27 protein-coding genes are annotated in these 23377 nt (G+C 53.2%); 21 read left to right on the top strand and 6 right to left on the bottom strand.

Annotated elements, in window-relative coordinates; translation table 11 throughout:
* Nucleotides 1-316 precede the first annotated feature (316 nt).
* The 12 genes from ACOQPM_RS00360 to ACOQPM_RS00305 all read left to right on the top strand — a co-directional run bounded on the left by ACOQPM_RS00360 (nt 317) and on the right by ACOQPM_RS00305 (nt 9531).
* On the top strand, nt 317-1030 hold the full coding sequence (locus ACOQPM_RS00360; protein ID WP_420627233.1) for a hypothetical protein: 714 nt from the start codon (nt 317-319) through the stop codon (nt 1028-1030).
* Nucleotides 1031-1107: 77 nt separating this feature from the next.
* On the top strand, nt 1108-1485 hold the full coding sequence (locus ACOQPM_RS00355) for a DUF2089 domain-containing protein (RefSeq protein ID WP_420627232.1): 378 nt from the start codon (nt 1108-1110) through the stop codon (nt 1483-1485).
* 114 nt (nt 1486-1599) lie between these two features.
* Nucleotides 1600-2028 (top strand): SHOCT-like domain-containing protein, encoded by a 429-nt coding sequence (locus tag ACOQPM_RS00350; protein WP_420627231.1) that lies wholly within the window; start codon nt 1600-1602, stop codon nt 2026-2028.
* 58 nt (nt 2029-2086) lie between these two features.
* Nucleotides 2087-3334: a DUF4097 family beta strand repeat-containing protein gene (locus ACOQPM_RS00345; protein WP_420627230.1), complete on the top strand. Its 1248-nt coding sequence runs from the start codon at nt 2087-2089 to the stop codon at nt 3332-3334.
* A 16-nt stretch (nt 3335-3350) separates the two neighbouring features.
* The gene (locus tag ACOQPM_RS00340; protein WP_420627229.1) at nt 3351-4352 is read left to right on the top strand and encodes an ATP-binding cassette domain-containing protein; all 1002 of its coding nucleotides are present in this window, start codon (nt 3351-3353) and stop codon (nt 4350-4352) included.
* Nucleotides 4353-4426: 74 nt separating this feature from the next.
* Nucleotides 4427-5284 (top strand): ABC transporter permease, encoded by an 858-nt coding sequence (locus tag ACOQPM_RS00335; protein WP_420627228.1) that lies wholly within the window; start codon nt 4427-4429, stop codon nt 5282-5284.
* A gap of 87 nt (nt 5285-5371) precedes the next feature.
* Nucleotides 5372-5791 (top strand): hypothetical protein, encoded by a 420-nt coding sequence (locus ACOQPM_RS00330; protein ID WP_420627227.1) that lies wholly within the window; start codon nt 5372-5374, stop codon nt 5789-5791.
* 109 nt (nt 5792-5900) lie between these two features.
* The gene (locus ACOQPM_RS00325; RefSeq protein ID WP_420627226.1) at nt 5901-6770 is read left to right on the top strand and encodes an ABC transporter permease; all 870 of its coding nucleotides are present in this window, start codon (nt 5901-5903) and stop codon (nt 6768-6770) included.
* 82 nt (nt 6771-6852) lie between these two features.
* Complete coding sequence (locus ACOQPM_RS00320; RefSeq protein ID WP_420627225.1) at nt 6853-7839, top strand: GNAT family N-acetyltransferase; 987 nt, start codon at nt 6853-6855, stop codon at nt 7837-7839.
* A gap of 101 nt (nt 7840-7940) precedes the next feature.
* Nucleotides 7941-8303, top strand: coding sequence for an SHOCT-like domain-containing protein (locus tag ACOQPM_RS00315; RefSeq protein WP_420627224.1), 363 nt, complete (start codon nt 7941-7943; stop codon nt 8301-8303).
* An 8-nt stretch (nt 8304-8311) separates the two neighbouring features.
* Nucleotides 8312-8848 carry a 2'-5' RNA ligase family protein gene (locus tag ACOQPM_RS00310; RefSeq protein ID WP_420627223.1) on the top strand — a complete coding sequence of 179 codons (537 nt, stop codon included), beginning with the start codon at nt 8312-8314 and terminating at the stop codon, nt 8846-8848.
* 32 nt (nt 8849-8880) lie between these two features.
* The gene (locus ACOQPM_RS00305) at nt 8881-9531 is read left to right on the top strand and encodes a hypothetical protein (protein WP_420627222.1); all 651 of its coding nucleotides are present in this window, start codon (nt 8881-8883) and stop codon (nt 9529-9531) included.
* Between the two features lies 1 nt (nt 9532).
* On the opposite strand, the gene ACOQPM_RS00300 is transcribed toward ACOQPM_RS00305, so the two are convergent.
* The 3 genes from ACOQPM_RS00300 to ACOQPM_RS00290 all read right to left on the bottom strand — a co-directional run bounded on the left by ACOQPM_RS00300 (nt 9533) and on the right by ACOQPM_RS00290 (nt 11914).
* Complete coding sequence (locus tag ACOQPM_RS00300; protein WP_420627221.1) at nt 9533-10018, bottom strand: GNAT family N-acetyltransferase; 486 nt, start codon at nt 10016-10018, stop codon at nt 9533-9535.
* 128 nt (nt 10019-10146) lie between these two features.
* Nucleotides 10147-10773: a hypothetical protein gene (locus tag ACOQPM_RS00295; protein ID WP_420627220.1), complete on the bottom strand. Its 627-nt coding sequence runs from the start codon at nt 10771-10773 to the stop codon at nt 10147-10149.
* On the bottom strand, nt 10757-11914 hold the full coding sequence (locus ACOQPM_RS00290) for a beta-ketoacyl-ACP synthase III (protein ID WP_420627219.1): 1158 nt from the start codon (nt 11912-11914) through the stop codon (nt 10757-10759). The genes ACOQPM_RS00295 and ACOQPM_RS00290 overlap by 17 nt, the downstream gene beginning before the upstream one ends.
* 372 nt (nt 11915-12286) lie before the next feature.
* Here ACOQPM_RS00290 and ACOQPM_RS00285 point away from each other — a divergent pair, with 372 nt between their 5' ends.
* Genes ACOQPM_RS00285 through ACOQPM_RS00275 form a run of 3 tightly spaced genes read left to right on the top strand, consistent with a single transcriptional unit; the run spans nt 12287 to nt 15272 of the window.
* Nucleotides 12287-14467, top strand: coding sequence for a hypothetical protein (locus ACOQPM_RS00285; protein WP_420627218.1), 2181 nt, complete (start codon nt 12287-12289; stop codon nt 14465-14467).
* Nucleotides 14468-14520: 53 nt separating this feature from the next.
* Nucleotides 14521-14880, top strand: a complete 360-nt coding sequence (locus tag ACOQPM_RS00280; RefSeq protein WP_420627217.1) for a helix-turn-helix domain-containing protein — start codon at nt 14521-14523, stop codon at nt 14878-14880.
* A complete protein-coding gene (locus ACOQPM_RS00275; protein ID WP_420627216.1) occupies nt 14877-15272 on the top strand; it encodes an IS1 family transposase in 396 nt (131 codons plus the stop codon). Before ACOQPM_RS00280 ends, ACOQPM_RS00275 begins: the two co-directional genes overlap by 4 nt.
* Nucleotides 15273-15328: 56 nt before the next feature.
* Here ACOQPM_RS00275 and ACOQPM_RS00270 read toward each other — a convergent pair whose 3' ends face one another.
* Nucleotides 15329-15544: a YtxH domain-containing protein gene (locus tag ACOQPM_RS00270; protein WP_420627215.1), complete on the bottom strand. Its 216-nt coding sequence runs from the start codon at nt 15542-15544 to the stop codon at nt 15329-15331.
* Nucleotides 15545-15666: 122 nt separating this feature from the next.
* Between ACOQPM_RS00270 and ACOQPM_RS00265 the strand changes: the two genes are divergently transcribed.
* The 6 genes from ACOQPM_RS00265 to ACOQPM_RS00240 all read left to right on the top strand — a co-directional run bounded on the left by ACOQPM_RS00265 (nt 15667) and on the right by ACOQPM_RS00240 (nt 20465).
* A complete protein-coding gene (locus tag ACOQPM_RS00265) occupies nt 15667-15945 on the top strand; it encodes a NifU N-terminal domain-containing protein (protein WP_420627214.1) in 279 nt (92 codons plus the stop codon).
* On the top strand, nt 15946-16521 hold the full coding sequence (locus tag ACOQPM_RS00260) for an AAA family ATPase (RefSeq protein ID WP_420627213.1): 576 nt from the start codon (nt 15946-15948) through the stop codon (nt 16519-16521).
* On the top strand, nt 16518-18095 hold the full coding sequence (locus ACOQPM_RS00255) for an MFS transporter (protein ID WP_420627212.1): 1578 nt from the start codon (nt 16518-16520) through the stop codon (nt 18093-18095). The genes ACOQPM_RS00260 and ACOQPM_RS00255 overlap by 4 nt, the downstream gene beginning before the upstream one ends.
* Nucleotides 18096-18190: 95 nt before the next feature.
* Nucleotides 18191-18664 carry a DUF1499 domain-containing protein gene (locus ACOQPM_RS00250; RefSeq protein WP_420627211.1) on the top strand — a complete coding sequence of 158 codons (474 nt, stop codon included), beginning with the start codon at nt 18191-18193 and terminating at the stop codon, nt 18662-18664.
* A gap of 99 nt (nt 18665-18763) precedes the next feature.
* Nucleotides 18764-19291 carry a Uma2 family endonuclease gene (locus tag ACOQPM_RS00245; protein ID WP_420627210.1) on the top strand — a complete coding sequence of 176 codons (528 nt, stop codon included), beginning with the start codon at nt 18764-18766 and terminating at the stop codon, nt 19289-19291.
* Nucleotides 19284-20465, top strand: coding sequence for a cytochrome P450 (locus ACOQPM_RS00240; protein ID WP_420627209.1), 1182 nt, complete (start codon nt 19284-19286; stop codon nt 20463-20465). Before ACOQPM_RS00245 ends, ACOQPM_RS00240 begins: the two co-directional genes overlap by 8 nt.
* Nucleotides 20466-20469: 4 nt before the next feature.
* Here ACOQPM_RS00240 and ACOQPM_RS00235 read toward each other — a convergent pair whose 3' ends face one another.
* Both ACOQPM_RS00235 and ACOQPM_RS00230 read right to left on the bottom strand, forming a co-directional pair.
* On the bottom strand, nt 20470-21945 hold the full coding sequence (locus ACOQPM_RS00235; protein WP_420627208.1) for a nickel/cobalt transporter: 1476 nt from the start codon (nt 21943-21945) through the stop codon (nt 20470-20472).
* Nucleotides 21946-21989: 44 nt separating this feature from the next.
* Nucleotides 21990-23321, bottom strand: coding sequence for a tetratricopeptide repeat protein (locus tag ACOQPM_RS00230; protein WP_420627207.1), 1332 nt, complete (start codon nt 23319-23321; stop codon nt 21990-21992).
* Between the last annotated feature and the right edge of the window lie 56 nt (nt 23322-23377).

The following is a 23377-nucleotide window of genomic DNA, read 5'->3' as shown; positions in this document are numbered from 1 at the left end:
AGATCAATGGATACCCGCCTTCGCGGGTATGACATCATGATATTCGTAAAAAATCACTCAATTATTGAGAATATCTATAAGATTATCTAAATTATCAATAGGTTTTCTCATTATTCATAAATTTCTCTTGACACCGCTCAATAAATCAACTATTATTTGCCCAACTGTTAATTTTATTTATATGCTACTTAATTTTCATAATATAGAGCAAAGAAAATGAGTAAGCGATCAGGTGACAGTCACTTTTTTCCAAAGGTAATGGCAAAATCCAAGCCTTTTAAGTGACTGTCACCTCTGGGACTGAACAGTTAAGAAAATGAAAACAGTACATTTTACAGAAGCAGTTGAGGCCAAAACAAAGCTGGATGTGCAGGTAGAGATCGGATTGGTTGAGATACGGCCGTCCACAGATAACAATCTCCACATAGAAGCCACCTTTCGCCACATGGACGTTTGGGTAGAGCAGCAAGGCGACACCATCCAGGTGCGCGCAGAAAAAGAAGCCGATTTTATTTTGAAGCTCACCCGCCTCTTCCACAAAGACCGTCCCAAATCAAAACTCATCATCGCTGTGCCTGCTCATTGCCCTGTTCAGGCCAAAATTATCGCTGGCTCGATGGAGATTGAAGGCATCGCAGCTCCAGTTTCGGCGCGCGTTCTTACCGGGCGGCTGCGCTTGTGGGAGATTGACGGCCCAATTTATGCCAAAACCGCCACCGGGCAGCTAACCTACACGGGCAACCTCACCGATGAAAACCATCGGTTTGAAACCGCCACCGGTGAAATTGTGCTGACAGTGCCAGAAACGGTAAATGCTCAGCTATCCGCAAAAACAGGGGTGGGAAACCTCAACTGCGGCCTGTCACTTGCCGAAAAACGTGAAAATCGCCACTTGGTAGGCGGCACTTTGCGGGGCGTTTTGGGCAGCGGTGAAGGTCGAATCAAAGCACAGATTGGCACGGGGAATTTAGAAATACGGCCGTTGCACCCTAAACAAAAAGAACAATTAATCAAACCAGAGCTTGTTTAATCAATTCTGGACGAATTCTTGAACTGTCTAGTATCATGGGCAGCAACACATCTTGACAGTTTAAGGAGACCAAATTTATGAATTCAGTGATTGGCCAATGCCCAATTTGCAGCGATACCCTCCACGTAACCCGGCTGCATTGCCGCAACTGCGACACCAGCATCGAAGGGCATTTTTCGCTGGGGCGGCTGTACCAGCTCACGCCAGAACAGCTCAGCTTCATCGAAACCTTCATCAAATGCGAGGGCAAAATCAACCGCGTTGAGCAAGAGATGGGTATGTCTTACCCCGCCGTCCGTAGCCGCCTTACAGAGGTGATCGAGGCGATGGGCTACGAGGTTGGCCCGCCAGAGCCAGAGGTTTCGGAAGAGACCCGACAGGCAGTTTTGGGCGATTTGGGCAGCGGCAAGCTGTCGGCTGAAGAGGCGTTGGCAATTTTACGGGGCGATGGTTAGTTCGGTAGTCAGTAAGCAGTAATCGGTAACGGATTACTGGAGATGCCGTTGTCAACAACCCAATCGCCCCTAAAACATTTACAAGTCATCAGAATATTCAATTAGGAGCATATCATGAGTAAACCAAGCCGCATGGAAATTTTGGAACTGTTGAGCAATGGCAAAATTACGGCCGCAGAAGCGGCCAATTTATTAAGCAATGTGGATGAACCAGCCAAAGCTGCTGCACCCCCTCCACCCCCACCTGCTGAAAAAGCACCGGCCCCTGAACCCGTGGTTGCCACAAAAGGCGAGAACGGCAACGAACCAAGCTGGTTCCGCGTGCGCGTGGCCAATCTAGAAACGGGCAAAAACCGGGTTACGGTCAACATTCCTGTAAAAATGATGAAGTTTGGTCTGAAAATTGGCAGCCGCTTCAGCCCGGAAATTAACAATTTAGATTGGAACGAGCTAACGGGCATGATGCAGGACATGAAAACCGGCATGTTGGTGGACGTACAGGATGCAGACAGCAACGAGCATGTACAGGTTTATCTTGACTAGCACTCCATTGTCATTTCTCGCTTCACTGGGAATGATACGATAAAGCGAAGGTAACCATATGAACCAAGAAAAGATTTTTACGGGCAAAGCACCCCACATTAGCATTGCCGACTGCAACGGGGAGTTGGTGGTACGGACTTGGGCAGAAACGGCCGTTTCCATCAAAGGTGAAAGCTTCGACATAACCGAGGGCGAAGAAAAGCTCTCTATCAGCAGCCAGCGTGCCCTCAAGCTCACCGTGCCCATCCAAAGCAGCCTTTCAGTTAGTTATGTCAATGGCGACGTGGCTCTGAAGCTGCTGGAAGGGGATGTGAGTTTGGTTGAAGTGAATGGCGACGTCATTTTGCGGGGCGGCAGCAATGTCCATATCCAAACGCTTAATGCCGACCTCTCCGCCAAAAACCTGGACGGCGACCTGACCGTTGATCTCATTAACGGTGACGCCTCCCTGCGAAACATTGGCGGGTTAACCGTCCAGACTATTCAGGGCGATCTCTCTGTGCGTAACGCCAACGGCGACGTGCAGCTACACCAGGCTCACGGCGATGTGGGTTTACGAACCGTCAATGGCAATGTCACCATTGAAAACGGTCAGCGAGACGTCAATTTACGCAATCTGGGCGGCATCGCTTCGGTTCAGGGCATTCAGGGCGACATTCGGCTGTACGGTGGCTTGAGCCAGGGCGACCATGCCCTTGCCGCCGAGCGGGACATCATTGTGCGCTGGCCCATTACCTCGCCAATGAACCTAACGGCGACAGCCCCAACCATCAAAAACCGGCTGCCATTAGAGAAAGAAACCGAGATGGAAAACACGCTCATCGGCCGTTTGGGCGATGGGGAGACGAACGTGAGCTTGACGGCAAACGGCCGTATCATCCTAAAGGAAGGTGACATTGTGAACCCCAAATGGCACGACGCCACAACCTTTGAAGCAGACCTCGATTTTGACTTTGCCAACTTTGGTAGCCAAATTACCCAGCAGCTTAACGAGCAAGTTGCCCAAATTAGCCAGAAGCTAGAAACTACCCTGGGACCAGAATTTACCCAGCGCATGGCCGAAAAAATAACCAAAAAAGTGGAAATGGCAACGGCCAGAGCCGAAAAAGCCGCCGAGCGTGCCCGTCAACGGGCAGAACGACAGCAGCGACACCGCGGCGTGCGCGTTACCCGTACAGTTTCACAAGCGCAAGAACCGAAGGAAAAGGCCAGTAGCGAAGAGCAGCTCAAAATTTTGAAGATGGTTGAACAAGGCATCATTTCCCCGGCCGAAGCCGCCACGCTGTTGGAAGCACTAGAGAAATAGTGAAAAAGGGTAAACCATGACCATACCCGTCCGAATTGAAAATCTACAAAAGACATACAAAACGAAGAAGCGGCAGGGGCTGTTTAAATCGTCTGTGCGCGAGGTAGAGGCGCTCAAGGGCGTTTCGTTAGACATTGAGCAGGGCGAGATTTTTGGCTTGCTGGGGCCAAACGGTGCGGGCAAAACCACGCTAATCAAATGCCTCACCACCCTGTTGCTGCCCACAAACGGCCGTGCCTGGATCAACGGCTTTGAGCTAACCAAGCAAGACGACGCCATCCGCGCCACCGTGGGCTGCATGTTGATGGGCGAGCGTGGCCTCTACTGGAAGCTAACCGGGCGAGAAAACCTGGTTTTCTTCGGCGCACTGTACCATCTGCCCCCCGCTGAACGCACTCGCCGGGCAAATGCCGTCATCGAGCGGCTCAACCTGGGCGAATTTGCCGACAGACCCGTAGAAACCTACTCCTCCGGCCAAAAGATGAAGCTCGCCTTTGCCAAAGCACTCATCAATGATGCGCCGCTGCTCATTTTGGACGAACCAACCAACACGCTCGATTTGCCCTCGGCGCGTGAGCTACGGGCCATTGTGCGCGACCTGAACGTGCAGGGCAAAACGGTCATCTACACCACTCACATCATGGCCGAAGCAGAAACGTTGTGCGACCGCGTGGCCATTATTGACCGGGGCGAGGTCATTGCCCTGGGCACGGTGCCTGAGCTTAAAGAGTCTATTGGACAAGAGACGGTGATCAAGCTGGAAGGAGTCATTCCAACGCAGGCAACTGCGGCCGTTTCCAACCTCAAGGGCATTTCGCGTTCGGCCATGAGTTCCGTGAACGGTCATAATCAGCTAACTGTGGTCACGCCGAATCAGACGGCCGTCCTGCCCCAACTCATCCAAACGCTCAGTGGACACGGCGCCATCCTGCAAAAAATCACGCCAGAAGAGGTCACGCTGGAGGATGTGTTCATTGCCCACACCGGCCGCACCCTGGCAGAAGACACGACCCAGTAATCAGTGATCAGTAATCGGTTTTTCCTGGCTCACTGGTTACTGATTCACTGACTACTGGCTACTGATAAATAAAAATGACGACTATCAACTACACGCCCCCCACCTTTCGCCACAAGCTGTCGGCCGCACTGGCCGAGACGCGGCTACGGCTGATCAACATCTCCCGCTACCCTGGGCAGTTGGTGATGGAGTTCATCATTCCCATTATTTTTGCCGCCATGCCAATGTTGCTGGGGCAGGCCACAGCAGGCGATGATGCAGCAGCCAACTTTGCCGCCAACACCGGCACGGCCAACTACGTGGCGTATCTGCTCATCGGTGCCAACGTGTTTACGATTGTGTCCGGCGCGTTTTGGCACATTGCCTACTGGGTGCGCTTTGAGCAGGAGACGGGCACGCTGGAAGCAGTGTACGTGACGCCCACCTCCAGCCCGGTGCTCATTGCAGGGGTGGCTATGTATAGCGCCATTCGGAGTACGGGAACGGCCGTTGTCGCCTTTTTGATCGGTTGCCTTGTGTTTCGGGTTAATCCATTCCAGGGGGACATCATGCTGGCGCTGCTGTTCCTCTTCATTGGGCTCATTCCACTGTATGGCATTGCCTTCATTTTTGGTGCAGTGGTGCTCAAAATTAAAGAGTCGCAATCGGTGCTGAATTTGATGCAGTGGCTGGTGAGCTTTTTGATGGGCATTTTCTTTCCGGTAACGGTACTGCCCCCCTTTATGCGGCTGGTGGCACAGCTTTTCCCCCCAACGTGGATGGTCAACGGGGTGCGTTCGGCGCTGCTGGGCGTGGGCTTCTTTTTAGAAAATTGGTATTTGGACATGGCGGTGCTGTGGGCATTTTTGCTGTTTGCGCCGCTGTTTGGCATTTGGGTGTTCAACCGCACCGAAGGCAATTTGCGGGGCAATCAGGGTATTGGGCAGTTTTAATGTGTGTGACCAGGACTGGCAGTCCTAAGCTGGGTCTACACACCTTCTTTCAATGAGGACTGCCAGTCCTCTCAAGGCGAGGAAGTTATGAGCGAAGCATACAAATCGGTAGAAAAGCAGGTAACGGTTTTGCCGCAGGAAAAAGAAGTTTGGCAGCCAACAAACGACAGCAAAGAGATGATAACCCAGGTGGAAACGGTTCGTTCGTTGGCTAAGGCGGCTCCGGTGAAGATCGGCCGTCGGGCACTGTTTTCCTGGCTGCGAATTTTTGTCCATCATCCTGGCGATGGTGAGCGCGTCAACTTGCGTATCCCGATTCCCATTCCGCTAGTCGGGCTGCTTTTGCCTTCACAACCGCCTGTCAACCAGGCTTTGCGCCTACGCAACATGATGGCCGAGAGTGATAACCCGGCCAAAACGTTGGAAACGTACATGGATTCGCTGATGGCGGTGGAGTTTGTCCGCGTAGAAGATGATGATGAGCTGGTGATTATTGGTTTGGATTGATTTTTTGCCACAGGCTTGTGCTGAGCGCAGCCGAAGTAGGGCACAGAGGTTTTGAGAAACTTAGCCTCTGTCTTCTCTTTTTCTCTGTGGCTTGTTAGAGGATATTTTGATGACGGCCGTTTCTCCCAAAAAAGAACCGTATGAGCGACTTTCGGAACCAATGGCAACGCTGAGCGCGTTTGCAGCGATGGTGAAGAAGGAGTTTATCATTCAGCTGCGCTACCCGGTGGAGTTTGTGGCCAGCTTTGCCCAAATCTTTCTCATCGTTCTGGTGCTGACGCTGGCGGGGCTGATGTTTGCCCCGGATGGCGTACAGAGCGAAGCCAACAGTGATGTAACTGGCGTGGTAGTTTATGGTTTTGTCTTATTCATTTATCTGTCAGACACGTTATGGAGCGTGGGTTTTAACGTGCGTCGGGAGCAAAAGCAAGGGACACTGGAGCAACTTTATCTGAGCCCCGCCTCTAAATTTGCGGCTTTGGCCTCGCGGGTGGCGCTGACGCTGCTGTGGACGGGGTTGCTTTCGATAGCAGCGGCCGTTCTCATGAGTTCATTATTGGGCGAGCTGCCAATTAACAATGGGCCGCTGGCTCTGTACATCTTGATCATGACGTTATCTGGCACCTTTGGCACAGGGTTTGCCTTTGCTGCCCTCACGTTACGAATTAAAGAAGCGGCGCAAACGGCCGTCAACCTATTGCAATTTGGCTTTATGGTATTTTGCGCCCCGTTCTTTCCATTTGCCGCCCTGCCAGAGCCAATGCTGTGGATTGCCAAAGCCATTCCGCTTTCTTATGGCGTGGACGCATTTCGCTCTACGTTGATGGGATATCCAAATGGATTCCCCGAACTGGCCCCGATTGGTGTAGAATTAGGCATCGTGACGCTGTTTGGCGTTGCCATGCCTCTGTTGGGCTTCTGGCTGTATCGCAAAGCAGAAAACCAGGCCCGGCACAGAGGGAGTTTGTCGGAATATTGAGTTTGCAAGTAAGCAGGTGGCAGCTTTGCAAGTGCCTCACTCATTGCTTGCAAACTTGCCTACTTGCACACTCGCAAACTGTATGATTGTTACCGCGCCCTCACAAGACCAATCGCATAACGGGCTTCGGCCTATCAATTTGAATACCGACGTTCCGGGCATTTTGCGTCTTCTGGAGCAGGTATTTGGCAAATCTTTGCGGGCCGAGGGACGGCCAATGCTCTCTGGCAATGAGTTAGCGGCGCAATCGCCCGCCATTTTGTGGCGATTAAGCCCAGCAGCGGCCAAGCTGGCATTGGGATTTGTGTGGGAAGCAGACGGCCGTATCGTGGGCAACGTAACGGTGCTAACCACAGAACGGCCGGGGCGGTATTTGGTGGTCAACGTGGCTGTTCATCCAGATCATCGGCGGCAGGGCGTTGCCCGGCTTATGATGAAGCAGGTAGAAAACCTGGTGCAACAGCGTGGCGGCAACCAAATTTTGCTGCAGGTGGTTAAGCAAAACAACGCCGCCATCGAACTTTACAAATCGCTCAAATATACAACCGTTGGCAGCATCACCCAGTGGGGCACATCTGTTTCCCGGCTGCGGCGGCTGGAGCTGAATCTGGAAAATGGCAGGCCTCCCATCCGCGAGCTAAAGCGGCAGGAGTGGCAGGCGGCATATGCGCTGGATCGCCAGGCACTGCACGACGATTTGCACTGGCCGGAACACCTAAAGCCAGACGCGTACAAAACTGGCTTGTGGATATCTGTGAAGAATTTGTTGAACGGCCGTCAGGCAGAAACGTGGGTGATGAGCAACGCACAAAACCAGCTAGTGGGCTTGGCACAAATCCAGTCCGAATGGGGTCGCTCACATGAACTGACGCTACGGGTGCATCCATCGTGGCGGGGTCGGTTGGAACGGCCGTTACTGGCAAAACTGATTCGTCGCCTACAAAATATGTCTCGCCGTGGCGTCAGAATTGAGCACCCAGATGATGATGAACTGGCTAATGCGTTGTTACAAGAGGCCAACTTTCAGCCGCGCCGCACGCTCACGCACATGCGGTTGGATTTGGATTAGGGAATAGTGGCTAGTTGCCTGTACCAGCACCTAACAAACTAACCACTAAAACTAGCAAACTAAAATCATAGAGGACAATCATGGCATCCGCAGAAGAACGTATGCAAATCTTAAAAATGATAGAAGAAGGCAAAATTAGCGCCGCCGACGGTGCAGAACTGCTGCGCGCTCTGGGCAAAGATAAGGGCAGCAATCCGTCCATGCCGCTAAAGGGGGGCACCAGTAATCCCCGCTGGTTCCGCGTGCGCGTGACGGACACGGTGAGCGGTCGTAACAAGGTGAACGTCAACATCCCCTTTGGTTTGGTCAACGTCGGTCTGAAAATGGGTGCGCGCTTTGTGCCAGACATGGAAGATGGCAAGCTGCAAGAGATGATGGCCGCCATCCGCAGTGGGCAGCAAGGCAAAGTGATTGACGTGACCGACGAGGAATCGGGCGAGCGCGTCGAAATTTTTGTTGAGTAACCGCCAACATGCACGGCGTCGTTTCAGTTTTAGAGGAGCCACATTTCAGTCAGGTCAGCCCAAAGCTGGCTGACCTGAAGCGGAAGTTTGGGGTGGGTAGCCCGCAGGCAACGGCCGTTCCCCACTTTAGCTACCACGTCGCCCCTGAATATGATATTGAGAAGTTGAAGGCAGTTTTGGTAGAAACGGCCGTAACCACCCCACCCTTTACCGTAAAAACCACGGGCATTGGCATTTTCCCCGGTAAGCTGCCCGTTCTGTACATCCCCGTTGCCCGCACCCCAGAATTGCAAACGTTGCACACCGCTCTCTGGTCTAGATTGCGAGCCGTGACGAGAGCACCACTCGATTATTACTCTCCCCCAAATTGGTTCCCCCACATCACCCTCGGCCACAGCGACATCACGCCAGAAAATCTGGGGGTGATTGTTATCTGGCTCAACCGCCAATCCCTCGCTTGGGATGTCCAGGTCACCAACCTCACCCTCCTCCACGACAATGGCAAACAACATGTGCCCCTACACCGAGCAGCACTGCAAGGCTAACCTAAATCCAAAAATCAAGTAGAATACGTAGCATGGACGATATTTCTCACCCATTTGACGCGGAAACTTGGGAACAGCTCCCCGCGCTTTTTGAAAAGCTGCCGGAGCCGGTACACATTATCATGTGGGGTGACCCGATGGAGAGTGTGGCTGAGAAGGAAACGGCCGTTCTCCTGCAAAGCCTCGCCGAACGATTTAGCCAGATCACCACCCAAACCCTGCCCCGCCGCATCAACTATGATTTCTACCCCGTGCTTGGTGTGATGGGTGGCTCGGCCGACAAGTGGCACGATTTTGGCGTACGGCTGATTGGCTTGCCCAATGGGTATGCGATGACGTCGTTTGTAACGGCTGTTCAGGCCGTCTCGTTTCAGGGGATGACGCTAGAGGCGATGACCCGCATCAAGCTGAAGCAGCTCAACAAGCCAGTCACCGTCGAGCTGTTTAGCGCGGCAAACAACGAAGCTGGGGCGCTCATGGCACAGCCGCTGTTTAACATGGCTGTGGTGAACGAACATATCCGCACCTTTTTCATCATGGCAGATCAGTTCCCTACGGCCGTAAACCGCTACTCACTCAACTATTTGCCTCACATGGTGCTAAACGGCCGTGTTCATATGGAAGGCGTGGTGGACGAGGAAGAAATTTTGAAGCAAATTGCAACGGCCGTAAAGAGTAGCTAATCTACTCCAGCCATTTGTACATCACCAGCGCATCTATAAACCCTTCGGTTGGATGATTAAACGCTTTCGGCAGCCGCCCCACCGTCTCGAAGCCCAGCTTTTGCCATAGCCGCACCGCACCCTCGTTGGTTGAAGCTACAAAGTTAAACTGCATCGCCTTGTACCCCAATGCCACCGCCACTTTTTGCGAATGCTCACACATTGCTGTCGCCAGACCGCGCCCCCGCGCCTGGGAAGAAACCATGTAACCGCAGTTGCAAACGTGGCTCCCCGGCCCCGCTTGATTGGTTTTGATGAAATAGGTGCCGAGGATACGGCCGTCTTCCTCCACTACAAACGTTTGGCGAGGTGTATGCAGCCAAATGTTCAATGCTTCACTGTAGCTGGTATCGCGACGGTAAGCATACGTCTCTCCCGCCGCCACAATTTCCTGAAAGATGGGCCAAATGCCCTCAAAATCTTGTTCAGTTGCTTCCCGAATAATCATAGAAAAACCAAATCAGGCCGCGGATGAACGCCGATGAACGCGGATAAAATTCGCGTTTTTCCGCGCTTGTCTGCGTCCTATTTATTTGACTTACTCTTGAGCAAAGAAAAATTAATTCGCCTCAAAAATCAAGATGTTTTACGGAGTAGCCAGACAAACCAGGCAGCCAGCCCCACAAACAGTGCGGTTGCCAGTAAAAACGTAAACTGAATCGGTGTTGCGTCTGAATTGGCAATGGGATTGGGGGGATGCAGCACCAGTTCCGCCCGCAAATTGAACCAGAGGAGAATGAAAATAATGCTGGCCGCAAGCGCACCGCGCACGCGCAGCCACGGCTGCCAACTCCCCACAATCAACAAAATAATGGCCACCGCTAAACCATTCAAAGATGCCGCCATGCGCGGTTCCTGCAAAAAAACCGCGCCCCAATTATCTGCCGAGGCAACCATGCTCATGAAGATACCCGCTGCATAAAAGCCCAGTGCCACCCAGCCCGCAGGCGATAGCCAGCGCAGCCAGGACACTTTTGCGGTGATAAGCAGCCCCAGGCCTAGCACGGCCGTACCACCAAACCCGACCAAGCCAGCCCAAATTAACCCCACGTGCAGGTAAACCGAGCGAATACCGCCGCCCAGCGTCCGCTCCTCTGGCCCCAAAGCCACGAGCAGCGCCACCCCCAGTAACAAAGCAAGCGGAATGCCCCAAAACCAGGTGGGAAACGGCCGTTTCCGGGTTTGGCTACTTTCTATCTGCATCACGCATCCTGGCGTGGGGAGTGGGGGAACCTGCCACGCGATCAATGAGCTTGCGCCGCCATTTCTTCAGCTTGGAACGGCCGCGGGCCGCAATGTAACGCGCCCGCCGCCACTCTCGGCGCGGCAGCGAAACTTCTGGCGGCGTGACGTTCCACTTCACAACTGAGGATGCCCAGGTAAGCCCCCCGCCAAAGCCCACAAACACCACGTTGTCGTCTGGGCGCAAACGGCCGTCGTGAACCGCATCACACAGCGCAATGGGAATGGAAGCTGCCGACGTGTTGCCCACCGCATGAACGTTCATGTAAAAACGCTCCGCCGGGATTTTGAGTCGTTTTGCGGCTGTTTCGATGATGCGCGTGTTTGCCTGGTGCGGCACAATCAGGGCAATATCGTCAATCGTCAAATCAGCTTTGGCAATGGTTTCCTCAATAGAAGAGGCTATCACCTGCGTGGCAAACCGGAACACCTGACGGCCGTTCATCTCCACCGTGTTCTTTTTATGCCCATTGTGCAAATATTCTGGCCCCAGCATTGGCATTGGGTTGTGGTAGACGGCAGGCAAGCTCAGCAAATTCCCGCCAGAGCCATCGGAGCGAAGCGTGTTGGCCATTACCCCGCCTGGAATTGAGGAACCTTTTAGCACAACCGCCCCAGCGCCATCCCCAAACAAAATGCACGTACCGCGATCCTGCCAATCTAGCACCCGCGACATCGTTTCTGCACCGATTACCACCGCATTCCGCACTGATTCCGTCTGAATCGCCTGGGAGGCCATGCTGAGACCATACACAAAGCCAGAACATGCCGCGCTCAAATCAAACGCGCCTGCTCTGGTAGCTCCCAAATAATCCTGCACCCGGCACGCCGTAGAGGGAAAAATGTATTCTGGCGTAGAGGTTGCCACAATAATTAGCTCCACCTGTGATGGATGCAAATCGGCGCGTTCCAAAGCCCGAGCGGCCGCTTCAAACGCCAGCGTAGCAGTCGTCTCCTTTTCGCTGGCAATGCGCCGCTCCCGGATGCCCGTACGTGTGTAAATCCATTCGTCAGATGTATCAACCATCCGCGATAAATCGTTGTTGGTTAAAATTTTATCGGGGCGAAAGCTACCCCATCCCACAATATGTGCGTATTTCATATCATTCCTCAGGGCAAAGCAAACTGCTGCTCTTCCACAGTACAAAACCCAGGTAAGCTGGTTCCGTTGCGTTAGAATTCCAGAGCCAGCACCCCCCGATTATCCATCCTAAACCAAAGCTGCCTACTGTAAACTAGTTGCTAGACGATACGGCTCACAGCCCTCTAAACTGGCAAAATGTGTAAATTTGCACTCTTTTGGAGTCAAAAGCGTATAGGCAAAAACCACAAAAAGTATGTTCATATGACAGTCACTTTGGAAGTAACTGTCACATCTAAAAATGAGAATCCACAAGGAGAGTGGTTTTTTCCTATGGACATTATGATTTAGACCGCTATCCTACAAACAAACCAACAGCCACTTTTTTAATAAATGAACGATTACGATTACCAACCCTACACACCTTCTGCTACACCTGAACCTAACAACAACCGCCAGCTTTGGTACGTGCTGGGGGGGTGCCTGCTTATCTTTTTGTGCCTGGGCTGCCTAACGCTTGGCGGTGGGTATTATCTCTGGATCACCTATAGCGACGAGATTTTGTCTGAATTTGGAACTGCCACGCCAGAAGGGCGAGACAATGAAGCTGACGAAGAAGAGCCAGAACCCACTCGAAATTCCGATAGCGGACGCGAGGGTGAGATTACGCCCACGGCCGCCGTCGCCGAGCTACCTAGCCCCACACCAGAAAACTCAGTCGCTCCCACAGCTACCCCTTCTGCCGAAAACACGGCCGTTCCCCAACCCATCACCGCCGACATCCCCACAGAAATTGACCAACGCCCTGTGCCCGCCCGCGCCGAAAGTGACCTCACCTTGCTGTACAGCACCAACTACCCTTCCCATGATTATTTTGAAACGGCCGTTCGCTTGGGCGGCGAAAACCTGGGCGCGCGTACCTTCTCTACCACGTCACACGCTGTGGGAGACGTTGAAGAATTCTACAACGATTCAGACCGCATCGAAGCCCGGCTGGCCGTAGCCACAGAGCATGTCTATTTTTGGGTAGAAGAAGGACTAGAATTAGATCAAAGTGAGCTGGAAACGGCCGCAAACCGACTCGAAAATGAATATTATCCACAGCTCGTCTATCTTTTTGGCGAAGTGTGGACACCGGGCATAGACGGCGACCCTCATTTCTCCATCTTACATGCCCAAAATGGCTCCAGCGATGAGCTAGGCCGCTTCAACAGCGAAGACCAATTCCCACGTTCGCTATACCGCTTCTCAAATGAGCAAGAGCTTGTTTACATGAACATGGGCGAGCTGACGCTGGGAAGCGACCTGTATTACGGCACGCTGGTTCATGAAGTGCAGCATCTCATCCAATGGTACGTAGATTCCAGCGAAACGGTCTGGCTAAACGAGGGTCTGTCTCAACTAGCAGAAATTTACCTGGGCTACGACGACACAGCACCGAGCATTGATTATTTGGAACAGCCGGAAATTCAGCTCAACACCTGGAATTATGAAGATGATACGGTGTATGCTCATTACGCAGGCGCGTATCTGTTTTCGGTTTATTTGTGGGAACAGTTGGGGGATGCCGCCATTCAGGAGCTAGCCCGACACCCTGCCAACGGCATGGCCAGCGTTTGGGCGGTGCTGCAAGGCTATCTGCCAGATGTCTCGCTAGAAGAATTTATGGCTCGCTGGGCGGCCGCCAACTACCTGGATGACGAAAATGCGGAACGGCCGTACTATTACCAATCCCTCAATCTGCGCCAACCATACATCGCCGCCAAGCTGGACCAAGACGAACCCACATTGGATCGGTTGGAAGAGATGGCACAGTTTGGCGTTCATTACATTGACCTGAGTGATTTACGCGGAGACACGACGATTACCTTTGCCGGAGATACGGCCGTTGATCTTATTGGCGCACCACCCCGCAGCGGTGAACAAATGTGGTATGCGCCCGGTGTTGATGACATGGATGCCCAGCTCACCGCCACCTTTGATCTAACCGGGGTAGAGCAAGCAACCCTCAGGTACGCCGTCTGGTACGAACTGGAAGAAGATTATGACTACGCCTACGTTTCCGCTTCGGTAGATGGCGGACAAACGTGGGATATTTTGCTGCCGACGCATTACACCAGTGGCGAATTTGGCCCCGCTTACAACGGCCGTTCCGCCGACCGAGATGACGCCGTAGACGGCTGGCTCAAGCAAAGCGTTAGCCTCAACAGCTACGTTGGGCAAACCATCCAAATACGCTTTGAGGTGCTCACCGACGGCGGCATCACCGAACGTGGCTTCGCCATTGATGACATTGCCATTCCTGAACTGGGCTATGAATCCAATGTAGAAGCAGAACCAGACGGCTGGCAAGCCGATGGCTTCATACAAATTGGCTGGCAAATCCCCCAAAAGTGGAGCGTTTTGCTGATCGAAGAAGGCCCCAACCCCGTCGTCACCGCCCTCGACCTAAACCCACAAAATCAAGGACAGTGGACATTGCCAATAGGCAAATCTGGCGGCGTTTTGGTCATCATGCCCCAAACCACCTTCACTAGCGAAACAGCAACCTACTGGCTCTCTATTGAACAGTAAACGGTTATCCGTTATGGGAGTGACTAAACACAAAGGCATGGTATAAAAGGCACATGAACCAATGTCCGCACTGTCACCGAACAGATTCTCAAGTTAGAAATGGCAAAACTGTGGCTGGTAGCCAAGTATTCAAATGCAAAGCCTGCAATCGTAAATATGTACCCCAGCCTCAGCCAAATGGCCATCCAATTGCCATCCGCCAACAAGCCATTCGCTTGGTCTTGGATGGCAATAGCCAACGTCAGGCAGCACGACATCTAGGTGTTGCGCCACAGTCGGTCGCTAATTGGCTTAAAGCATACGCTGATAAGTTGCCATCAACCTTGCCCGGCCCTAATGAACCAGTGGAAGTAGCTGAACAGGATGAGCTCTTCACCTTTATCGGTGAGAAAAAAACGAAATCTACATCATGACCGTTGTAGACCGGCAAACCCGCTGTTTTCTAGGGATTGAGCCCGTTTTGCAACGCACGCAGGCAGTGGCACAAAAAATGATTGATGAGGCGCCTGCCGAGCAGTATTACAGTGACAAGTTCCCTCTGTACGACAGTTTGATTTATCGTCGCGGCTACCATTTATCGCTAAGAGATAAGAGCGAAACGTACTCAGTTGAAGGAGGCAATGCGGAACTGCGACACTATCTCACTCGACTAGTCAGAAAGAGCCGTTGCTTCTCACGCAGCTTGGTTTGGTTAAATCGTCATGTGAAAGCGTTTGCTCATGCCTGGAACCGACGTCAGTTGCACAATCGGATGCGGCCGTTTGACAAGAAACATGTGATTGAGTTCGTATGCCTACAGAATTAGCCACTCCCTCCGTTATCAGTTATCAGTAATCCGTCATACCGTTTACCGATAACTGATTACTGAACCCCGGTCTTCATCTGCTCAAATTCCGTTTCCAACTGTTGGCGAGTTTGCGCCCGTGCTTCTTCCGCCTGTTGCCTGGCAGCTTCCCAACGGGCAACCGCCTGTTCACGCAAATCATTACCAGAAGAAGGGGTCAGCAGCAGTGCCGTCACCCCACCAACCAGCGCCCCACAAATTGCCCCCGCCATAAAGCTAAATACCTTGTTCATCCCAAGCTCCTTTTGTTCCGTAAACGGTTATCCGTAATCAGTAATCGGTCTACGGATTACCGAATTATACTTTACCAGCCAAACATCTGCCCATCACGGTCATCATTGTTATAATCCAAATCATGTCTGAGTATATTGAGATTGAAACCGAAATCAGCGATGATGACAGCACCCTCACTGTCTACACGAACTTACGCCTCAACGAGGGCGAGGTTGAGCAATATCATTCCAACAACGAGTTGGAAGAAGGTTCCCCTGTGGCTCAAGCGTTGGCCGTCATCGAGGGCATTACGTATCTACAAATTGAAGATGGCGACCTCACTGTGCAGCGTGACCTAGACACGCCCTGGCACATCATCATCAGCGATATTTCTGCTGCGTTAAAGGATTTTTTTCTCTAGATGCCAGACACAACGACACAATTATTCATCCAAATGTCAGGCGCGCCAGGATCTGGGAAAACCACCCTTGCCAGAGTCATTGCTCCCGAAATTGGGGCGATAATCATTGACCACGATATCACCAAAACTGCCTTGCTACAGGCAAATGTTGATCCATTGCTGGCAGGCAAAGCATCCTATTCGGTCTTGGCTTCTTTAGCTAATGATTTGCTGCAACAGGGTCACAGCGTCATTTTTGACAGCCCTTGTTTCTATGAGGAACTGCTAAAAAATGGCCAGCAGATGGCTAAACATGCAGGGGCGGCTTATGGGTACATCGAATGCGTGGTGGGTGATTTGGCGGTTCTAGACGGCCGTTTATGCAATCGCACACCTTTACCCAGCCAGGTAACGGCCGTTTTCCAAACTATCACCGACGGCAACGGCAAGCAGCACGCTGGCGAAGCATTGTTCCAAAATTGGATAGCAAATATGAAACGGCCGCAAAATAACTATCTCATCCTCGACACCAATCAACCCATCGAGAATTGCCTGGACAACGCAATGGCCTATCTTCAAACCATACAAACCTCGTGACAAAACAACGATCCAAATTTATGCAAGCCAACACCATTCGCAGAAACCCATCCCCCCGAACCATTTTGTTTGTTGTTGCCTTTGGCGTCTTTGTGGCTGCCGACGATTTGACCGTGGTCTCTACCATGCTGCGCCAAATCATCTTCGATTTGGAGATTCCGCTACCGGATGGGCTAGATCAGGCCGCTTGGATTGTGAATGCGTACCTGATTGCCTACGTGGTGGTGATGCCATTTATCGGCCGTTTGAGCGATATTTGGGGACGGCGAAATGTGTATGTGGCCTCGCTGGTGCTCTTTCTAGCGGGGTCGATCTGGGTGCCGTTTGCTCCAGACTTGAACAGCTTCATTGTGGGACGGGTGCTCACGGCTTTGGGCGGTGGGGCAATGGTTCCCGTAGCAATGGCGGTCATTGGGGACGTGTATCCGCGCGAAAAGCGAGCTTCCGCGCTGGGCGCGTTAGGCGCAATTGATACGGCAGGTTGGGTGTGGGGGCCACTTTATGGTGCCCTGTTGATTCGCTTTTTGAGCTGGCAGTGGCAATTTTACCTAAACATCCCCCTGAGCCTGTTTGGCATTGCCGCCGCCTGGTGGGCCTTGAGCGACCTGCCAGAGCCAAAAACGCGCGAACGAATTGATTGGGTGGGTACGGCCGTTCTCACCATCTCCCTCATCAGCCTCAACATTGCCCTGCTCAACAGCGGCGACGTGCAGGCCGCAGGTGGCTTCGCCCAGCTACAAAGCAACGAACCCGCCACCAACACCACTCTCCTCTACACCATCGCCGCCATCGCCTTCGCCCTCTTCCTCACCATCCAACATTATTTAGGTAAAAAAGCAAAGCAGCCACATTCAGAAACTGTCACCCGTTCACTCCCGCCGCCCCTCATTGACCTCACCCTCTTCCGCCGCCGCAACTTCTCCCCCGCCATCCTCATCAACTTTCTAGTTGGGGGTGTCTTGATCATTGCCATGGTGAACGTGCCGCTGCTGGTGAATGTGCTGGAGTTTGATGTGGAAACGGCCGCTCTCACCAGCGGCTATCTGCTCAGCGGCATGACGGGAGCAATGGCCGTCATGGCCTGGGTGGGTGGCCAATTAACTGAACGCTGGAGCTACCGACCTGTGACCGTCATGGGATTGGCGTTTTGCGCGGCGGGCATGGGCTTGATGGGTTGGCTTTGGCTGGTAGACACGCCGTACCTCAACATGGCCTCCCATCTGGTGGTGCTGGGGATTGGCTTTGGGTTGGTGATTGCGCCAATTGGAGCGGCCGTCATCAACGCCGCCCCAGAGCACCAGCGCGGCGTTGCCAGCAGCTTGGTGATTGTCTTGCGACTCATGGGGATGAGCGTAGGGCTGTCTGGCCTCACTGCCTGGGGGCTATATCGCTTCGAGATTTTGCGGAAGCTCATCGAGCTGCCCGACCTGCCGCTGAACGACCCTGCCTACCAGCAAGCCCTGGCGGATGGCCTGACGGAAGTCACCGTCTCTGTCCTCACAGAAACATTCCTCATCTCAGCAGGCGTCGCCCTGTTAGCCTTTTTGGTTGCACTTTGGCTAAAACGAGATTAAGCCAACCTGAAAGCTCCTTGCGTTCATGTGACAGTCACTTCGGAAGTGACTGTCACATCCAGGGTTGAGCCGAGGTTTTAGGAGAGTTATTAAATATGTCTAGATTACTCAAAATTGTTGTCTTTTTTGCTGCTTGTAGCGTCGTCGCCTTTCTCATTTTGCGGACGTTGGTGGAGCCAAATAGCCCGATGCCGGATAATTTAGGAGTGGTAAACGGCCGTCTTGCCCCCTGCCCCGAAAGCCCCAACTGTGTTTCTACCCAGGCTACCACCGAATTGCATGGCATTGAGCCAATATCATTTGTTGGCGACAGAGAGGCCGCCCACCAAAAAATCCTGGCAATCTTAGAAGCAGATAACAGCTTCACCATCATCAGCCAAACGCCCACCTACATCCACGCCGAAGCGCGTTCCAACCTGTGGCGCTTCATTGATGATGTAGAATTCTATTTCGACGAAGCCGCAAGCGTCATCCATTTTCGCTCGGCTTCTCGGCTAGGCTATGGCGACATGGGAGCTAATCGCCAACGCATGGAAGCCATTCGCGCCGAATTTGCAGCCGCACACTAATCTTGACTCATTTGACATAGCTTGCTCCCAAAGATTACAATCTTCTCACGATGTTCGCCGCTGTTGTGGAGGTAAATGATGTTAACCCAGGAAAAATTGATGACAATTGAAGAACTGGCCAAACTGCCCCCAGACCAAAGCCGTGGTGAGCTAATCCAGGGAGAATTTTTTAGCATGTCACCAGCAGGACACAGTCATGGCATCATTGCCTTAAATATTTCCAGTCAATTGTGGCTCTTTGTGAAGCAAAACAAACTCGGTAATGTGTACGCCGCTGAAACCGGGTTCATTTTGGCGCGAAACCCAGACACGGTACGTGCACCAGATGCTGCTTTTGTTCAGCAAGAGCGGCTGAGTCATCAACCTGAAACTGGCTTTTTTGAAGGCGCACCAGATTTAGCAGTGGAGGTCATTTCTCCCAGTGAGACGGTTGATGATGTTGAGAGCAAGGTGATTGATTATTTGAATGCTGGCACGCAACTTGTTTGGCTCATTTACCCTCGCACGCGCACGGTCACGGTTTATCGCTCCCTTACCGACATCCACATTTTGACCACTGACGATGTGCTTGAGGGCGGCACGCTTTTGCCCGGATTTTCTGTGTTGGTTAAAGAAATTTTTGAGTAAACAATCCCCAATTAGCAGACAAATTACGCTGGCCGACCTGGCAGGTAGCCAGCGATATGCGCTATTGCACCAGCTGCGCCAGAGCGAGCCGGTGGCTTGGCTGCCTGTGCTTGACGCTTGGCTGGTAACAGATTGGCATACGGCCGTAACCATCATGCGGGATGCCAAAAGGTTCACGGTGGATCATCCCGGCTTTTCCACGGTGCAGGTGGTGGGACGCAGCATGTTGTCGCTGGATGGCGCGGCTCACCAGCAGCACCGAACGCCATTTGAACGGCCGTTTCGCAAACCCACCGTCCACAACCGATTCACCCACCCCGTTCGCCAACAAATTGAGCAACACTTGAGCAAGCTGACGCCTCAGGGAGAAGCCGAACTGCGCCGCGATTATGCTGGCCCCATTGCCGTCCAAACGATGATCACCGCGCTGGGGCTGGAAGCCGTGCCTATTGCGAAGGTGTTATGTTGGTACGATACGATTGTTGAGGCGGTCACGCGCGTTTCGGCGGGGGAACCGGTGAGTGAAGTAGGAAAAGCTGCTTTTGCCGCCCTGCGTCAGCACCTGCTGCCTTCACTGCGGCAGCCCCCAGAGGCCAATTTGCTAGCCCAGGCCAGTGGGGCTGCCAATAATCTTAGTGACGACGAGATAATTTCTAATGCGGCCGTTCTGCTATTTGGTGGCATCGAAACAACTGAGGGGATGATTACCAACGCCTTTTTCCATTTGCTCACCAATCCAACTGTGTTGCAGACGGTGCGTGAGGAGCTGGGGATGATGACAGCCGTTATCGAAGAATCGCTCCGGCTGGAACCAGCAGCGGCCGTAGTAGACCGGTACGCCGTCGCGGACGTCACGCTTGGTTCGGCGCAGATCAAGGCGGGGGATTTGGTGCGTGTGTCGCTGCTGGCGGCCAACCGCGACCCAGACATCTTCCCCCAGCCAGACCGATTTGATCCCACCCGCAACAACCTGCAAAGCCACGTGGCCTTTGCCCAAGGGCCGCACGTCTGCCTGGGGCTACACCTGGCGCGGCTAGAAACCGAGCTAGCACTGAGCCAAACCATCACCCGCCTGCCCAATTTGCAGCTAAAATCGGATGAATCTGCCCAAGCCGACGCCCAGCCGCGCGGCCTCATCTTCCGCAAGCCAAAAGCCCTGCATGTATTTTGGTAAATCTCTAAACAACCCCCGTGTCCAGCAGAGCTTTCACCGTGATGCCAATGCCCGCGATGGTAATGAACAAGGCACTGGCAGCGGGCAGCAATCGCATCAGTCCGGCCTGATTGGCAGGTAGGCGGGCGAACAGTTTGCTAGCGTACACCATCGCCAAGCCAATGCCAGTGAGGACGCTGGCCAAGCCAATGCTAAAAGCGACAATCAAAATGAGGCCAAAGCCCACTTTTTGCAAAGCAATGGCACTCAACATCAAAATTAGGGCAGATGGACAAGGCAGCAGCCCGCCAGAAACGCCCAACGCTAGCAGGCTACGCCAGCCCATCTCCGGTTTGGGTGTGTGGGTGTGGCCGATGCCGAAATGGGTGTGATACCCTTCTTCATGCTGGGTGGGCTGGTAGCGATGCAGCCAACTGCTGAAATGTCCACGAAAGAGTGAAAAACCGATGCCCACCACCAGCAAGCCAGACAGCACGCCTAGCCACGGGTACAGCGTCTCTGGCAAGATGTATTGGGAAGCAAATAGCACCAGCAGCCCAAAGGCAAAAACGCCAGCCGTGTGGGTAACGGTTGTGGTCAGGCCGAGGAAAAGCGCATGTTTGGGCGTGCCGCGTGAGCCAACCAAGTACGCGCCCACAATTGTTTTGCCGTGGCCAGGGGTAAGTGCGTGCGCCGCGCCCAAACCAAAAGCTACAACGAGCGCAATGGCAATCGCACCGGGCTGGTCTAGCGCAGTCGTGAGCAGATTGGCAAATTCATCCCGGCTGAAGCGGTTGGCTTCGGGGGCGACGGCCGTTTCCCCCACCACATTCTCCATCTCCGCAGCCGACACGGCTGCCCCCGCTAGAGCAAACTGCACTTGGGCTGAACTCACCGCCAGCGGTGCTTGCAGCAAATCTTCCGGGTAATTTCTGAGCTGATTGCTCACGTCTTGGGTGGGGACGCTGCTTTGCACAATTTGCAGGTCAGGCACGGTCGTAACCACCGTTTCTTGCCAGCCCAGGCGATCCGGAAAGTTGTTGTCCGTGTAATTTAGCTGCCACAGTTCATCTGTTTGGGGGAGGACGGCCGTTGCCGTCAGTTCCAGGCGCAGGGTAGGTAACTCCCCCTGCCCAGGCGGAAACGCAATCGTCCACGATTGGGGCGTGACAACAACAGTTTGCCCGTTAACCGTCAGCGATAAGTTTTGCGCCAGTTGGGCTGCTTGCTGGCTGGCGTAGGCTTCGCCTTCGGCGGTGTCTATTGTGCCATCATCATTTTGGTCAATGGACGGCCGTTCCTGAAACGTGGGAATCTCCGCCATGTCAATAATGTACAGCAACTCCACCGCTTCTGGCTGCAAGGTCAGGTGCGTGTAGCGGCTAATGGTGAAGTTCCCCAGCGGATGCGCCCAGGCAGCGGGTACCAAGACAAATAAGGTCAGCAGCGCGACCAAGATAGAAATAGTTCGTTTACGGTTAAAGTTAAAGTTAACTTTCATGATAACTCCAATGTGTAGCCGCGGATTCTTTCCGCGGCTACGTTTTAGGGCAGGCTGTCTAAAGTTTCTTGGGCAATTTGCGCCTGGTGGAAGTCAAAATGGGGGTTGAGTTCCAACGCTTGCATCAGGTGCTGTTTGGCTAGCTCCTCATTACCCTGGGCAGCAGCAATCATCCCGGCGTGGTAGTAAAAAATGGCTTCGGGCGTGCCAAACTGGAGGGCTTGCTCACTGGCAACGGCGGCTTCTGCCAGACGGCCATTTTTAAACAGCACCCACGCCAGCACATCATAGCCGTACACATCTGGGCGGCTTTCCAACTCCGCTTCGGCGGCAGCCAAGGCCACATCCAAATTGATGTTCTGGTTGGCGTAGAAAAGTGCCAGTTGACGACCCAGGAGCGCTGCCTCTTCGCCTTCCAAATCGGCGATGAATTGAACCGTGTTGTACTGCTGCTGTGCGGCCGTTTCATCTCCGGCAAGCGCATAAAAGTCACCCAGTGCCGCCACAAACTCCGGCTGCGGCAGGCGCGTAACCAACTGCTGGTAGAGGGCGATGGCTTGCTCATAATCGCCGTTGGCGGCAGCAATTTTGCCTTCACCCACCAACACCAGGTAATACGCTGGCCATGTTTGCTTGGCAGCAGTGTACTGTGCCTGCGCCGCTTCAATATCGCCTGTTTTGAAAAACAGTTCGCCCAATTGAAACTGGTACCAAGCCAATCGTTCGCCTATAAGCCCGCTCTCATCGGCATCATCTACCGCCATTGTCATCCAATCAATAGCAGCGGCAGGATCGCCCTGAACCCAGGCTAACCGGGCAGCGCGGCTGAATACGGCCGCTCCCGGAGCCAGTTCTAGCAACTGTTGATAAGCAGCTTCCGCTTCCGCGTAACGACCTAGCTCTAAACTGGCATCGCCGATGGTAGCCAACGCTTGCAGCGCACCAGAATCAAAGTCGTAAACGCGCTGGGCGGTAGCCAACGCGCCCGCAAAATCGTGCTGGGCAATTTGGGTCACGCCCAGGTAGGAAAGTGTCAGTTCGTAGTTGGAGTTGATAGTCAGTGCCTGCTCTAGTGCCGCCTGCGCCCGGCTGTACGCTGCTGCATCCCCCGTTTCGCGCCCGCGTTGCAAATATGCCTGCCCTAGATAGGTGAGGCTAATGTAGTCGCGGTCATCCCGCTGCACTTTTTGCTGCCAAAAGGCGATTTGCTCGTCGCTGTTTTTCATGCCGCTGCTGGGCGGTACGCTTTCAACAGGAATAGTGATCCGCTCTGGCTTGGCATTGGCGGTGAAGAGATTGGTTGAATTAAAAAGATAAGAGCCGAGGATGAAAACGGCCGTTGCCAGCACCAAAATGATTGTTTTGCGAGTGGTCATTAGGTAAATCCTTGGTAGCCGCAGTTTCTTACTGCGCGGTAAGAAACCGCGGCTAC

This window comes from Candidatus Leptofilum sp., from assembly GCF_965223525.1.
Classification (GTDB): domain Bacteria; phylum Chloroflexota; class Anaerolineae; order Promineifilales; family Promineifilaceae; genus Leptofilum.
Note: the sequence above shows the minus strand (reverse complement) of the source record. Positions and strands in the feature narration are given on the sequence as shown.